The organism is Hymenobacter coccineus, assembly GCF_001816125.1.
Lineage (GTDB): Bacteria > Bacteroidota > Bacteroidia > Cytophagales > Hymenobacteraceae > Hymenobacter > Hymenobacter coccineus.
In genome coordinates this window covers 1-13,413 of the sequence record NZ_MDZA01000354.1, presented here as the reverse complement: position 1 = coordinate 13,413, position 13,413 = coordinate 1, and the positions used below count along the sequence as shown (strand labels likewise).

Sequence of the window (13,413 nt, the reverse complement as noted above, 5' to 3'; positions counted from 1 at the left end):
TGGAATAGCAAGAAGTGGAACCTTGCCGCACCTGCGGTCTGGTGCTTGTTTTTACTTCGTTCGGGCCCGCTTAGTTGCTCGGCGATTTGGAAATCAAGGAGTTCACCAAACCTTAACCTAACCTGCGGTGGTCTGGAACGGGGCAGTTCGGCAAATTGCTGGGAGGGTTTCAGCGGGCCAAGCACATTGCAAAACAGCGGTTTCGAATCGTCGCAAGCGCGGCCCAGTCACGGGCAAAGGTGCCAGACCACACTGCTTTAAACCACGGCTATTTTTTATTATTCCCCAAACAATGTTGATACATGAAATGTATGTACATTTGTTGACGCCAGCTAGCAAATAGTGCCGCGCCCACTCCTGCATTTCACCGGCCCCTGGGCCACAACCTTTTTTCAAAGTGAACATTCTCAACATCATCTCCAGCCCACGCAAAGGGGCATCGGCCAGCATTCAGCTCGCCGACGGCATCATCGAAAAGCTCCAGGCCGCCCACGCCGGCAGCACGGTAACGGTGCGCGACCTCGCCACCCACCCCTTCCCCCACCTGGAGGAGGCCACGCTGCAATCGTTCTTCACGCCCGCCGAAGGCCGTTCGCCCGAGCACGCCGCCGCCGTGAAGCACTCGGACGACGCCATCCAGGAAATCATGGATGCCGACATCATCGTCATTGGGGCCCCGCTCTACAACTTCGGCATCCCCTCGACGCTCAAGGCCTGGGTGGACCACATTGCCCGCGCCGGCATCACGTTCCGTTACACTGCCAATGGCCCCGAGGGCCTCGTTAAGGGCAAAAAAGTGTACGTGGCCTTGGCCAGCGGCGGCATCTACTCCGAAGGCCAGATGGCAAGCTACGACTTCGTGGCGCCCTACCTGAAGGCCGTACTGGGCTTCCTGGGCATGACGGACGTGACCGTAGCCCGCGCCGAAGGCATGGCCATGCCCGGCGTGCAGGACACGGCCGTGCAGAAGGGCATCGACAGCGTAACCATCAGCGCCTAGGCACCTCCACACCTGCAAAAAAGCGGTCCGTTGGGGCGGGCTACCAACCGGTAGCCCGCCCCAACGGACCGCTTTTTTGTGCCCAACAGTAGGGCCGGTAGGGGCCCCAGTGGCCTGGGGCCCTACCGCGACTTCTTGTCGCGCCAGCTGAATTCGGGCTCGTAGCCCAGCACTTTTCGCGCCTTCTCAATGGAAAGCAGCGTTTCGTGCTCGCCCAGCTCTTTGCGCACCGGCACGTTGGGCAAGTACTTCTCCATCAGATCGGTGGATGATTTTGACATCACCGTGTCGGCGTTGGCGATGATGAAGGGGTGCATGCCGGTGGCCTCCCACTCGATGGCCTTGCGGATGGCCTGCGAGCCGTCGCGGGCGTCGATGTAGGCCCACATGTTCCACTTGCGCTCCTCGGGGTCATCGTCGTAGGCCGGGAACTTGGCGTAGTCGGCGGGCTCCATCACGTTGCTGAAGCGCAGGCCCACGAGCTTCATATCGGGCGTTTGGAGGCAGAACTGGCGGGCCATGTCCTCCATCAGCACCTTGGCCAGGGCGTAGGCGCTTTTGGCGCGCAGCGGGTAGTCCTCGTCCACGGGCGCGTAGGGCTCGGCGCCATCGAAGGGCTCGCCCAAGGTGGTTTCGCTGCTGGCCCAGATGACGTTGCGGATGCCCAGCCGCCGCGCCGCCTCGAACACGTTGTAGGTGCCCATCAGGTTGTTCTGGAACAGGTGCGCGTCGGGGTACTGGCGCGGGGTGGGGAAGGCCGCCAGGTGCACGATGGCGTCGAAGGCCTGGGGGCCCCCCACGCCAGCGTGGATTTCCATGCCCACCGACGAGAAGGCGTCCAGGGTCTGGCCAAAATCGGACAGGTCAGCGATGATGTGCGGAATGCCCTTCTCGGGGGCCACAATGTCCACCACGAACACGTCGTAGCCGTGGGCTTGCAGGTCGGCTACGCAGGCCTGGCCCAGCTTGCCGGTGCCGCCGGTCACGAGTACGCGCTTGCGAGCAGCTTTTTTAGGAGATTTCATAAAACGAATGGATTGGAAAGTACAGCGCAGGGCCCCCGAATGCATCCGCAGGGCCCCACGGGCCTTAGTACGTCCAAGCGGCCCCGAGCGCCGCGCCCGGGGACCCAGTTGGCGCATTTTCCAGAAATACGGGCTCTCCGGGGTCAATTAAAAATTAAAAAGGATGAATTAAAAATCTGATATCAAATTTTTTAATAGGTGGTACTCTCAAACCGGGTGGTCCGGCGACTTTTTCAGTCGGCGGGCCACTCTGGCTATAAAACAGCAACTTTGGGCAATCGCAAGAGTGGTCCGGCGACTGAAAATGCCGGACCACCCCTTTCTGTACCATCATCTAACCGTGCTACCCCACCCGCTGCGCGTCGGATACGGGCAGCCAGTGGTCGTTCTGGCAGGTGGGGCACAGCGGCTCGTCGCCCTTGGCCAGGGCGGTGGCTACGTGGCCGCAGCGGCCGCAGGCGTGGGGCCCCGGGGCCTCAATGCGGCGCTGAAGCTGCTCAAACCGCTCGGGCCAGGTGGGCAAGCCGGGGCGCACGGGCTCAGTTTCGGGGTAGAAATAGATGCTCAGGTTGCCGGTGGCCTCCATGTAGGCGCGGCGCACCTGGCCTAGGTGCTCCACCTGGTGCTGGCGCAGCTCGCCAAACAGCTCCTTTTGGGTGAGGCGCAGCTGGCGGAAGTTTTCCATGTGCACCTGGCCGTCCTCCACTAGCAGTAGCGGGGCTCCCTCCAGCCAGTCGCTGAACCGCGGCGACCACTCGGTGAAGCGGTTGAAGAGCAGGTACAGCGCCGGCACCACCACAAACACCACGGCCACGTGCAGCAGCGGCACGTCGTTGTAAAACATGGCGTCGCCGGCCGCCGAGCCCAGGGCCAGGATGATGCTCAGCTCGAAGATGGACAGCTGCCGCACCCCGCGCCGCCCGGTCACGCGCAGGGCCCCCAGCGTGAGCAGGTACGTGACGAGGCAGCGAAACGCAATTTCGCCCAGGTACGCCGGCGGCATGTCGTCCGACAGCAGCAGGCGGTGCCAGTCAAAGGGTTCGATGGGAGCGGCTAGTAGCATAGGGGGCGGCCGGGGAATAACGGCCGGCTCCTCTACGGTTTTAGGGCCCCCACGGTGGCGTTTGGCCCGAGCAATGTAGCATATTTATTCACTAAAAATTCATCTGGCCCGCCGCTACCAGCCGGGGCGGGCCAGCGCGTAATTTTGTGGGCCAATACAGTTGCCCCTTGCCATGAAGTTTTTGTCCCTCGCCGCCGCCGTGCTGCTGCTGAGCGCCGCCGCCCCGGCTCCGGCCCCCACCGCCGCGCTGCGCAGCCGCACATTTCTGCTCACGTGCCGGGCCACGGTGCCCGTGCCGGCCGCCGGCACCAAGGCCCTAGAGTTGTGGATGCCCGTGCCCCACGCCGACCGAAGCCAGGACGTGGCCGACCTGAAAATTGAAGCCCCGGGGCCCTACACCGTTGAGAAGGACGCCTACGGCAACCAAATGCTGCACCTGCGGCCCGCCGCCGTGCCCACCGCGCCGCTGGTCGTCACCATCACGGCCCGCGTCACCCGCCGCGAGCACCTGAACCTGCGCGCCACCGACGACCACGCCCCCGCCGAAACGGAGGCCCGCGACCCCAACCTGGCCCGCTGGCTGGCCCCCGACCGCCTCGTACCGCTCGACTTCAAGATAAAGGCCCAGGCCCAAGAGGTTGTCGATAAAGCCCACGCCACCACGCCCTTGGCCCAGGCCCGCGCCATTTATGAGCACGTGGTGAGCACCGTGACTTACGACAAAATCGGCCAGGGCTGGGGCCGCGGCGACATCTACTATGCCTGCGACGCGCGGCGCGGCAACTGCACCGATTTTCACGCCATCGTCATCGGCTACTGCCGGGCGCTGGGCATCCCGGCGCGCTTCAGCATCGGGCTGCCGCTGCCGGTGGGGCACGGCCAGGGCGAAATCAAGGGCTACCACTGCTGGGCCGAGTTCTTCACCAAGGAAACCGGCTGGGTGCCCGTCGATGCCTCCGAGGCCGCCAAAAACCCCGACAAGCGCGCCTACTTCTTCGGGGCCCACGACGAGAACCGCGTCGAGTTCACCCGCGGCCGCGACCTGGCCCTGACGCCCAAGCAAGCCGGCCCGCCCCTCAACTACTTCGTGTACCCCTACGCCGAAGCCGACGGCCAGCCCCTCGACAACGTGGCCCGCACCTACACCTTCGAGGACGTGGCCGCGAAGTAGCCGGGCGCAAGCATCAAATGGGGCCCCGGTCCGCGAATCCAGGTTCGGCGGCGCCCCTCGCTTTGGAGAAGAATGGAATATTTTGGCTTTCGGATATTAGTGATGCGTTTGTAAGTACCTTACCGCCAGTTGTTCCGCACTAGCCCGGCCGCCATGTTCTTCCGCCTGTATTCGCCCGCCGCGGCCCTGCGGCCCTTCGTGCAGCACTACCTGGTGGCCCACGTGCGCACCGCCAACGGCCGGCCGCTGCCCGCCCCCAAGCCCCAGCCGCCCTCGCCCTACCAAAGCCTGTACTTCTACCCGCGCGGCGAGATGAGCACTTTTCACTACGGGCAAGGGCGCGAAATCAAGTCGCCGCGCAGCATTTTGGTGGGGCCCCAGGTGTCGCGGGTCGACCTGAACTTTGCCCCCGAACACCTCGTGGTGTGCGTGGCCTGCAAGCCCGGCGGGCTGCACCGCCTGTTGGGCGTGCCGGTAAAGGAGCTGTTCGACTTCTCCGTGGACAGCCGCGCCGTGCTGGGCCCCGCCGTGGACGAGGTGGCCGACCGCCTGGCCGAAACCACTGACTACGACCAAATGGTGGCCGTGGTGGAAACCTACCTGCTGCGCGCCGCCCGCCGGCTGGCCGGGGCCCCGCGGCCCCTCGACGCGCTGCTGCCCCAGTTGCTGAGCGGTTGGGTGGCGCGCCCCGTGGAGCGCCTGGCCCACGAAGTATGCCTGAGCCCCAGGCAGTTCGAGCGCAACTTCTTCGAGCGCGTGGGCATGGGCCCCAAGCTCTACGCCCGCATCGCGCGCTTCGACCAGGCCTTTCGGCTGAAGGAACAGCAGCCGGCCCTCGACTGGCTGGCCGTGGCCGTGCACACCGGCTACTACGACTACCGCCACTTGGTGCGCGACTTCAAGGCCTTCGCTGGCGTGACGCCCCCGCAGCTACTGGCCGCCGACGCCGCCCACACCCGGCTCGCCCGGGCCGGCGGCTGAGCTTGGTCGAGCAAGAATGTCGGTTTTTTACTACTAGCCGGGGCCCCCGGGGGCGGAGATTTGCCAGCGAACCAACCGCTCACGCCCCATGAAAACCCTCCTAATCAGCTGCTTCCTGGTGCTGGCCGCCGGCCGCGCCTTTGCCCAACTACCGGCCGCTGACGAAGCCGCCATCCGCCAAACGGTGGCCCGGATGACGGCCAACTGGCAGAACCATCGGTTTGCCGATATGGCCGCCTACACCACGCCCGACGTGAGCTGGGTGAACATCGTGGGCATGTGGTGGCGCGGCCGGCCCGCCGTGCAAGCTGCCCACCAGCAAATTTTCGACGCCATGTTCAAGGGCGTGGCCTTCGCGCCGGGGCCCCTCAGCGTGCGGGCCGTGGCGCCCGGCGTGGCCCTGGCCAATATGTACTGCCACGTGGGCGCCTTCTACCCGCCCGACGGCGTGAACCACGGCGCCAATAAGGAAGCCGAGGCCGACGACCTGCTCACGCTGGTGCTGGTGAAGCAGCAGGGCCGCTGGCTGCTCGCGGCCGGCCAAAACACGGTGGTGCGCGCCGACGCCGCCCCCAATAACCCGGTGCCCACCGCCGGCCCAGTGCCCTTCGACCCCGCCAAGCTGCCCGATTTGCATTGAGTCCTTGTTTTGCTAGTTACTTATAAGTCAATAGTATGAAAGCTGTGCTGATGGTTTTGGCCGGAGCAGTGGCCGGACTGTGGGGCTGCCGCCTGGGGCCCCCAGCTGCCTGGGCCACCGGGGCGCCGGCCCGCCCAATAGGGCCCCCAGCGGCGGCGGCCCCGTGGCCCTGGCCCGATTCGCTCGACGCCGTGGTGGCCGCGCCGCAGTTCCACCGCGTCCTGTTTGAAAACGACCGGGTGCGGGTGCTGGAAGTGACCGTGGGGCCCACCAGCGCGAGCCGGTGCACACCCACCGCTGGCCGAGCGTGATGTACCGCGAGCACTACGGTACGGGCCGTTACTACGACGCCACTGGCCAGTTGGTACACGAGTTCGCAAAGGCTCCCCCGCCGGATAGCATCAATCCCCGCGCCCGCTGGCAAGCCCCCGAGGGCCCCCACGCTGTGGAAAACACCGGCGAGGCGGCCGACCGCTTCGTCCGCGTCGAGCTCAAACGATGAGCGCCCGGGGCCCCAAAAATTTGTCAAAGCACCAATCACTTCACCCATGAGAATTTACTTGCTGAGCCTAGCGGCTTGCCTTGCTGGGGGCCCCAACGCTGTTGCGCAGGCCGTGCCGACTCCGCTGCTGGCGGCTGATAAAGAAGGCATTGTGGCGACGCTGCAACACTTCCAAAAGAACCTGAACGACCACCAATTCGCCGAGATGGTGGACTACACCACGCCCGACGTGACGGCGATAAACATCGTGGGCATGTTGTGGCAGGGCGAGCCGGCCGTGCAAAAAGGCCACCAAGTCGTGTTCGACCGCATGTACAAAGGCGTCACGTTTCCGCCCCTCGACGTGGCCGCGCTCATCTTCCGGCCCGTTGCCCCCGGTGTGGTGCTGGTCGTGAAAGGCAGCAAGCCACTGCCGCCCGGCATGCCGCCCCACCCCCAAACTGCCAACACCACAGTGCTGGTGAAGCGCCAGGGCCGCTGGCTCATCACCTCGTTCCAGAACACGCTGGTCGACGCCAAGGCGGCGGCCGACGACCCCACACTGGCCAAGGAATAGGGCCCCAATGGCCGCCTGCTTGCCTCGCGGACTTATGCTGCATGAAAACAACCTAACCGCAAAGAGAAAGGGCGTTCCCGTGCGGGAACGCCCTTTCTCTTTGCTATACGGGGAGCCGGTTAGGTAGCCACTGGCGGGGTTTGTAGAGCGGCAACCAGTTAGCCCATTATTTACCAAATACCGCCTTTACAGCCGCCGCTGGCTCCACCAAGTCGGCTTCCTTGGGGGTGTTGCGGCCATTAAAAAGGATAAGGCCCCAGCCGTAGTTGCTGTTGCGAAGGTCGAATACTTTTACCGAGCCATTGGCCAATCCAAACCGCAACGTGCTGGCCTGGGTATCAATCGTTTTTATCTTCCGCTTATTGAGGTACTCACCAGTCTGCGAAACGTAATACATCACGTCATCAGCTACCGCATAAAACGCCGTAGAATCGGAATTCCTATGTCGCTCAATCCACGCATCATTTGGCGAGTAGAGTACAGCGCAGGGCGTCGTAATCGTGAGTGTTTTTTGAACGGAAGACTTTACAACTTGCTTTGCCGCGGGGGCTACGGGCCGTTTTTGCCCCAAGCTCAGCATCGGTAGGATTATAAAACCAAGCAATAGGCACTTCAACATGGTGCAGGGCGGATGTACCCCGTAATAGTACGCCGCCTGCCGTGCGTCCACTCTATCCGCGTCAAATTCGTCCGCGTCGAGCTGAAGCAGTGCGCGCGGGAGCGCAGGCAATTGGGCCCGACCGCCCTGGCCAGCTGGCTAGCCCAGAAAGCCCCGCACGGCGGCCAGCACCGCAGCCGGTTTTTCCTCGAACATGTAGTGCCCGCTGTCCAACAGGCCCACTACTTGCACGTTTTCAGCCACGTAGGGCAGGCTCATTTGTAAATAACTGTAGGACACGTGGCTGCCGAGGCCCAGCACCGGCATGGCGAGGCGGCCGTAGGTGTTGGCATCGGCCATGTCCTGGCCCAGGGCCTGGTACCAGGCGTTGGCCGCCCGGATATTTTCGGGCTCGTTGTACACGGCCGCGTACACCGCCCGGTCGAAGGCCGACATCTTGCCTTCGTCCAGCATCACGTAGGCAAAGAGGTAGTCGAGCAGCAGGTGGAAGCGCCCGGCCAGCAGCTGCTCGGGCAGGCCCTTCACCTGGTTGAAGGCCATCCACCAAACGTAGGGCTGCTGGTCGTCCATTTTGGCCCCGAACGCGCCGGGGGCGGGCAGCATCGGCATCTGCACCAGGCCCTGGCTGGGGTGCGCGCCGTCGGCCAGGATGAGCTTCTCCACGGCTTCGGGGTGGTTGAAGGCGAGGCTGGCGGCCACCATGCCGCCGATGTCGTGGCCCAGCAGCGAGGCCTGTTCGATGCCCAGGTGGCGCAGCAGCTCGTAAATATCCTGGGCCATCGTCTTTTTGTCGTAGCCGGCGGCGGGCTTGTCGGAGCTGCCCATGCCGCGAATGTCCACAATGAGCACCCGGTAATGCTGGGCCAGCTCGGCAGCGATGGGATGGTAGGAAAACCAGGTTTGGGGCCAGCCCGGCAGGCAGACCAGCACCGGGCCACTGCCGCCCGCCACGTAGTGCAGCCGCACCCCGTTCACAAGGGCGTAGTGGTTGGTGAAGCCGGGCAGGCGTTTGATGAGCTCCTCGTCGGCGTATTCACCCAGGGCAGCGGAAGATGGTAGTTGCATGGAAATCAAACAGTCAGGAAGGCAGAAGCAGCGGCCCAGGTGAGGCCAGGGTAGCGGGCGTTGTCGAGGGATTGGTTTTGCACGCTGCACATGCTCAGCAGGTATTGCATCTGCTGCCAGTCGGCGTAGAGCTGCTGCTCGCCGGCGGGGTTGGCCGCCCGCGCCTGCTGAATCTGGGCCGCCAGGTCGGCGCGGGCCCCCAGCCGCACCAGCGCGAACTGCCCCCGGCCGCCGCCTCCGCAATGCCGACCAACTGGCGCGGGCTGGGCTGAAAGCTGGCAATGCGCAGCCAGCGGGGCGTCGCCGCGTCCAGCGCGGCGGCGGCGGCGTAGGCGGCCGTGTCGTCCATCGTGGTGAAGTCAATCGACCAGTCGGCATCCTCCCAGTAGCCCACCTGCTGCCGCTTGAAATCGAGCAGCGGAATGTTGTAGGTCAGCACCTCGGCAAAAGCCCCGTTGAGGATGGAGGTGGCCGCGATGGGGGCCTGGTCGAGGTGGGCCCGGAACTCGCGCCGCAGGTCGAAGTTGCGGTTTAGGCCGGGGGCCTGCTGGGTGTAGTCGCTGGAGAAATCGGAGGGGATGAAGCGCGGCACGCCCGCCGCCACGGCCGCCGCCAGCAGTTGGGTTTGGGCCCCCACGATGACGTCGCGCAGGCCCGCCAGCGCCGATACTACGCAGCCTGCACCCTGGCAGGCGCGGGTGAGGGCCCCGGGGTCGGCGAAGTCGACGGGCAATACTTCTGCGCCCAGCTGGGCCAGGCGGGCTACGTTGGCGGGGGTGGTTTCGGGGCGCACCAGCGCCCGCACGGTGGCCCCGCGCTGGCGCAAAGCCGCTACGAGGCGGCCGCCCAGTTTGCCGGTGGCCCCGGCTACTACAATAAGGGAAGTCATGCGAATAGGGTAAGGGGGAGAGTAGTCGCGTTTTTGCGGCTGCTTTAACGACCACAAAGGTCCCCTGCCCCCTCCCGGCCGAGCGCCGGATTCTTGCCCTCTTCTTACGAATTCTTGCGCTTTAGCAACCTCTTCTTAGCCCTGCTGAAACGCCCGGGGGCCCTGGCCTACGGCCCGCTTGAAGGACGCCGCAAAATGCGCGGGCGAGGCAAAGCCCAGCGCGTCGCCGATGGCGGCCACCGGCAGTTCGCCGGCCCGCAGCAGCACCTGCGCGCGCCGCATTTTCCAGTCCAGCACGTACTGGTAGGGGGTGCGGCCGGTGGTGTGCTTGAAGCGCCGGGCGAAGTGAAACACGCTCAGATTGGCCAGGCCCGCCAGCTCCGCCAGCGTGATGGGGCCCTCCGCGTGGGCCTCCAGGTAGGCATCGAGGCGGGCCAGCACCGCCGCCGGCAGCCGCGCCCCGGGCCCGGCGGCCAGCCGGCGCTCGTGGGTGGCGTGGTGCGCGATGAGGTGGTAGCAGAGCGTGGTGACCAGGGCCTCGGCGTATAGCTGCCCCAGCGCATGCGGCCGGCCGGCGGCGGCCAGCAACTGCTGCGCCAGCTGGGCTAGCAGGCCGTCCTCGCAGCGAAACCGCTCCAGCAGGGCAAAGTGCGTCAGGTCCAGGTCGTGGCGGGCCCGGTTTTCCAGGGCCTGTGCGTCCAGGTGCACCTGAATGATGTCCACCGGGCCGTCCCAGCCGAAGGGCCCGTACTCCCCGCCGGGGTACAGGCCCACGTCGCCGGCCCGGAACTCATCGGCCTCCACGCGGGGCCCGGTGTGGCGGCTGGCCACCACCGGCTGGGCCCCTTGGTGCACCAGCAGCAGGTGCTGCGCGTGGCAGTGCGCGGGCAGCGCCATGGCTTCTAGCTGGTGGCGCTCCAGGCGCACCCCGGGCCAGGCCAGCGCGGCACTGCTGGCCAGCGCCGGGCGGTCGTACAGCTCGGAGGTGTAGGTGTAAGTAGCGGCGGTGGGCATCGGGCCTGGTAACACCGCGGGCCCTGGAATGGTTAGCGCCGGGCCCCAAACCGCCCGCCCCACGCTGCGGGTGCGGCGCTAGGGCGGTTTGGGCAGTCCATTATTCAAGACAAGTTAATGCTACAACGGCGGCTCACGACCCCACGCTGGCCAAGGAATAGGGCCCTGAAGACTCGTTTGCTTACCTCGCTAATCCAGAGCCGTTTCGGCGTGAGTGGCGGTAGGGGCGGGGCTTGCCCCCGTCCCTACATTGTGCAGCTGGTACACTGACCCCGAATTGCTCTATGTCATAAAACACCTTATCCGCCACAAGAAAGGGCGTTCCCGTGCAGGAACGCCCTTTCTTGTGGCAGTGCAGTGAGCCGACTAAGCGGCCACTGGCGCGGTTTGTAGCGCGGCCACGTCGTCGGCCGTGAGCTGCAAATTCATGGCTTTGGTCAGCTCCTGCACCTGTTCGGGGGTGGTGCCGCTGGCGATGGGGGCCGTGATGCCGGGGGCCTGTATGAGCCAGGCCAGGGCCACCTGGGCCTGGGTGACGGAGTGGCGGTCGGCCACGGCGTCGAGGGCTTTGAGCAGGGCCAGGCCTTTGTCGTTCAGGTACTTCTTGCCGATGCCGGCGCCGCGCGCGCTCTGCTGCAAGTCGGCCTCGGTGCGGTACTTGCCGGTGAGGAAGCCGGCGGCTAGCCCGAAGTACGGGATGACGCCGATGCCGCTGGCCTGCACAATTGGCAGGTCGTCTTTTTCAAAGGCGTCGCGGTCGTAGAGGTTGTATTCGGGCTGGAGGCTCTCGTAGCGGGGCAGGCCGTTGTGGGCCGCGTCGAGGGCAGCTTGCAGGCGGGCGGGCTTGAAGTTGGAGGCCCCTATGGCGCGAATTTTTCCTTCCTTCAGCAGCTCGGCGTAGGCTTCGAGGGGCTCCGTTACGGGCAGGCTCTCGTCGTCTTTGTGGCTCTGGTAGAGGTCGATGTAGTCGGTTTGCAAGTGCTGGAGCGAGGCCTCCACGGCGCGCTTGACGTAGGCTTTCGACAGGCCCTTTTTGTCGGGGCCCAGCTCCATGCCCACTTTGGTGAAAATCAGCACGTCGTCGCGGCGGCCGCGCTGAGCCAGCCACTTGCCAATCACGGTTTCCGACTGCCCGCCGCCTTCGTGGCCGGGGGCCCAGGCCGAGTACACGTCGGCCGTGTCGATGGCGTTGCCGCCGCCCGCCACGAAGGCGTCGAGCACGGCGAAGGAATTTTTTTCGTCGGCCGTCCAGCCGAATACGTTGCCGCCTAGCACGAGCGGGGCGATTTGCAGGCCGGAGTGGCCGAGTTCACGAGGGTTTGCCATTAGGAAGATAAAATCGGGGTAATTAAGCCAGGGCGGCCGGTGCCGCTCCCTTATAAACTCCCAACAGCTGGTTTGGGTTGGCCGCACCGCTTGGGGCGGGGCGGGCGGCGGGCGCGGGGCCCCGGGGCCGGGGGGGCGAATTTCCCCCACCTTTGGACTATGAAGTACGAGGCCCTGCGCGCGTTTCGCAGCCGCAACTTTCGCTTGTTCTTCGGCGGCCAAGCCCTGTCGCTGCTGGGCACCTGGATGCAGAAAACGGCGGTAAGCTGGGTGGTGTACGCCGAGACGCACTCCAAGTTTATGCTGGGCGTGAGCGTGTTCGCCACACTGTTTCCGTCGGCGCTGTTCTCGCTGCTGGGCGGCGTCGTGTCCGACCGCTACTCGCGCTACCGGGTGCTGCTCCTCACGCAGGTGCTCTCGATGGTGCAGGCCGGGTTGCTGGCGCTGGCCGTGTTTTGGCAGCACGACGCGGTGGGGGCCATCATCGGGCTGAGCGCCGTGCTGGGCATCATCAACGCCTTCGACGTGCCCGCCCGGCAGTCGCTGGTCTACGATTTGGTGGAGGACAAGCAGTCCGTGCCCAACGCCGTGGCCCTCAACTCCACCATGCTCAACCTCTCGAAGCTACTGGGGCCAGCCGTGGCGGGCTTCGCCATCGAGCAGCTGGGGGCCGCTGCCTGCTTCGGCCTCAACGCGCTCAGCTTCGTGGCCGTTATCGCGTCGCTGCTGGCCCTGCGGCTGCCCGCCTACGTGGCCCGGCCGCACCCCCAGGCGATGCTGAGCGAGCTGGCCGCGGGCTTCCGCTACGTGCGCGACACGCCCGGCATCCGGTTCATTATTGGGGCCCTGGGGCTGATGGCGCTGCTGGTGCTGCCCTTCACGGCCCTGATGCCGGTGTACGCCAAGGACGTTTTCCGGGGCACGGCCACCACCTTCGGCCTGCTCGACGGCGCCATTGGCCTGGGCGGCTTCGGGGCCGCGCTCTACCTCACGTCGCTGCCGCCGAGCACTAATTTAAGTAAGGTAATGACCGTCAATACTTTCGTGCTGGGCGTGGGCCTGTTGCTGTTCGCCTACACGCCCTGGTACTGGCCGGCGCTGGCCTTCCTGGCGGTGGGCGCCTTCGGGATGATGGCCCAGACCACCATCAACGTGACGCTGCTGCAAACCACCGTGCTGCCGGCCATGCGCGGGCGCGTCATCAGCCTCTACGTGCTCACCTACACCACCGCGCTGCCGCTGGGCAGCCTCCTGGTGGGGGTGGCCTCGGAGCGCATCGGCGTGCAGGCCACCGTACTGGCCGAGGGGGCCCTGGCGCTGCTCATTGGCCTGCTCTACCTGCGCAACCTGCGCCAAACCCGGGCCGCCGCCAAGCTGCCCGGGCTGCCGCCGGGGCCCCTGGCGCCAGCCTCCCTGGGGCCCCTGGCCGCGCCCGATTCGTTGCTGTAAAGCGGTTTTGGAAGTGGTGTGCGTAGTCGCCTCCGTGGAACCTCACCCCCGGCCCCTCTCCTGCGGAGAGGGGTGCGTTCAAAATGCCCGTTCAGGTACTGGCACCCCTCTCC

Annotated in this window: 15 protein-coding genes; 8 read left to right on the top strand and 7 right to left on the bottom strand. The window is 65.5% G+C overall.

All coding sequences use genetic code 11. From position 1 onward, the window contains the following. Nucleotides 1–397: 397 nt before the first annotated feature. A complete protein-coding gene (locus BEN49_RS17360; RefSeq protein ID WP_070745629.1) occupies nt 398–1,000 on the top strand; it encodes an FMN-dependent NADH-azoreductase in 603 nt (200 codons plus the stop codon). Nucleotides 1,001–1,122: 122 nt separating this feature from the next. On the opposite strand, the gene BEN49_RS17355 is transcribed toward BEN49_RS17360, so the two are convergent. Continuing rightward, entirely contained in the window at nt 1,123–2,025 is a 903-nt protein-coding gene (locus BEN49_RS17355) for an NAD-dependent epimerase/dehydratase family protein (protein ID WP_070745626.1), read from the bottom strand. Nucleotides 2,026–2,368: 343 nt separating this feature from the next. Next, the gene (locus tag BEN49_RS17350; protein WP_083326206.1) at nt 2,369–3,088 is read right to left on the bottom strand and encodes a DUF421 domain-containing protein; all 720 of its coding nucleotides are present in this window, start codon (nt 3,086–3,088) and stop codon (nt 2,369–2,371) included. A gap of 172 nt (nt 3,089–3,260) precedes the next feature. On the opposite strand from BEN49_RS17350, the gene BEN49_RS17345 reads away from it, so the two are divergent. The 6 genes from BEN49_RS17345 to BEN49_RS17320 all read left to right on the top strand — a co-directional run bounded on the left by BEN49_RS17345 (nt 3,261) and on the right by BEN49_RS17320 (nt 6,938). Beyond that, entirely contained in the window at nt 3,261–4,259 is a 999-nt protein-coding gene (locus BEN49_RS17345; RefSeq protein WP_070745624.1) for a transglutaminase-like domain-containing protein, read from the top strand. A 129-nt stretch (nt 4,260–4,388) separates the two neighbouring features. Continuing rightward, the gene (locus tag BEN49_RS17340; RefSeq protein ID WP_083326205.1) at nt 4,389–5,240 is read left to right on the top strand and encodes a helix-turn-helix domain-containing protein; all 852 of its coding nucleotides are present in this window, start codon (nt 4,389–4,391) and stop codon (nt 5,238–5,240) included. 88 nt (nt 5,241–5,328) lie between these two features. Next, entirely contained in the window at nt 5,329–5,880 is a 552-nt protein-coding gene (locus BEN49_RS17335; RefSeq protein ID WP_070745622.1) for an SgcJ/EcaC family oxidoreductase, read from the top strand. Nucleotides 5,881–5,915: 35 nt separating this feature from the next. Beyond that, nucleotides 5,916–6,191, top strand: coding sequence for a hypothetical protein (locus BEN49_RS28590; protein WP_070745619.1), 276 nt, complete (start codon nt 5,916–5,918; stop codon nt 6,189–6,191). Continuing rightward, nucleotides 6,164–6,382, top strand: coding sequence for a hypothetical protein (locus BEN49_RS28585; protein WP_162276478.1), 219 nt, complete (start codon nt 6,164–6,166; stop codon nt 6,380–6,382). The genes BEN49_RS28590 and BEN49_RS28585 overlap by 28 nt, the downstream gene beginning before the upstream one ends. 46 nt (nt 6,383–6,428) lie before the next feature. After that, nucleotides 6,429–6,938 (top strand): SgcJ/EcaC family oxidoreductase, encoded by a 510-nt coding sequence (locus BEN49_RS17320; RefSeq protein ID WP_070745615.1) that lies wholly within the window; start codon nt 6,429–6,431, stop codon nt 6,936–6,938. 166 nt (nt 6,939–7,104) lie between these two features. On the opposite strand, the gene BEN49_RS27125 is transcribed toward BEN49_RS17320, so the two are convergent. From BEN49_RS27125 to BEN49_RS17295, 5 genes are all read right to left on the bottom strand, one after another. Beyond that, on the bottom strand, nt 7,105–7,518 hold the full coding sequence (locus BEN49_RS27125; RefSeq protein ID WP_125916978.1) for a hypothetical protein: 414 nt from the start codon (nt 7,516–7,518) through the stop codon (nt 7,105–7,107). 177 nt (nt 7,519–7,695) lie between these two features. Beyond that, the gene (locus BEN49_RS17310) at nt 7,696–8,622 is read right to left on the bottom strand and encodes an alpha/beta fold hydrolase (protein ID WP_070745611.1); all 927 of its coding nucleotides are present in this window, start codon (nt 8,620–8,622) and stop codon (nt 7,696–7,698) included. 94 nt (nt 8,623–8,716) lie between these two features. Next, a complete protein-coding gene (locus BEN49_RS17305; RefSeq protein ID WP_239691987.1) occupies nt 8,717–9,511 on the bottom strand; it encodes an NmrA family NAD(P)-binding protein in 795 nt (264 codons plus the stop codon). A gap of 135 nt (nt 9,512–9,646) precedes the next feature. Continuing rightward, nucleotides 9,647–10,525, bottom strand: coding sequence for a helix-turn-helix transcriptional regulator (locus BEN49_RS17300; RefSeq protein WP_070745609.1), 879 nt, complete (start codon nt 10,523–10,525; stop codon nt 9,647–9,649). 366 nt (nt 10,526–10,891) lie between these two features. Further along, a complete protein-coding gene (locus BEN49_RS17295; RefSeq protein ID WP_070745608.1) occupies nt 10,892–11,851 on the bottom strand; it encodes an aldo/keto reductase in 960 nt (319 codons plus the stop codon). 159 nt (nt 11,852–12,010) lie between these two features. On the opposite strand from BEN49_RS17295, the gene BEN49_RS17290 reads away from it, so the two are divergent. Next, the gene (locus tag BEN49_RS17290; RefSeq protein WP_070745606.1) at nt 12,011–13,300 is read left to right on the top strand and encodes an MFS transporter; all 1,290 of its coding nucleotides are present in this window, start codon (nt 12,011–12,013) and stop codon (nt 13,298–13,300) included. Nucleotides 13,301–13,413: the final 113 nt, after the last annotated feature.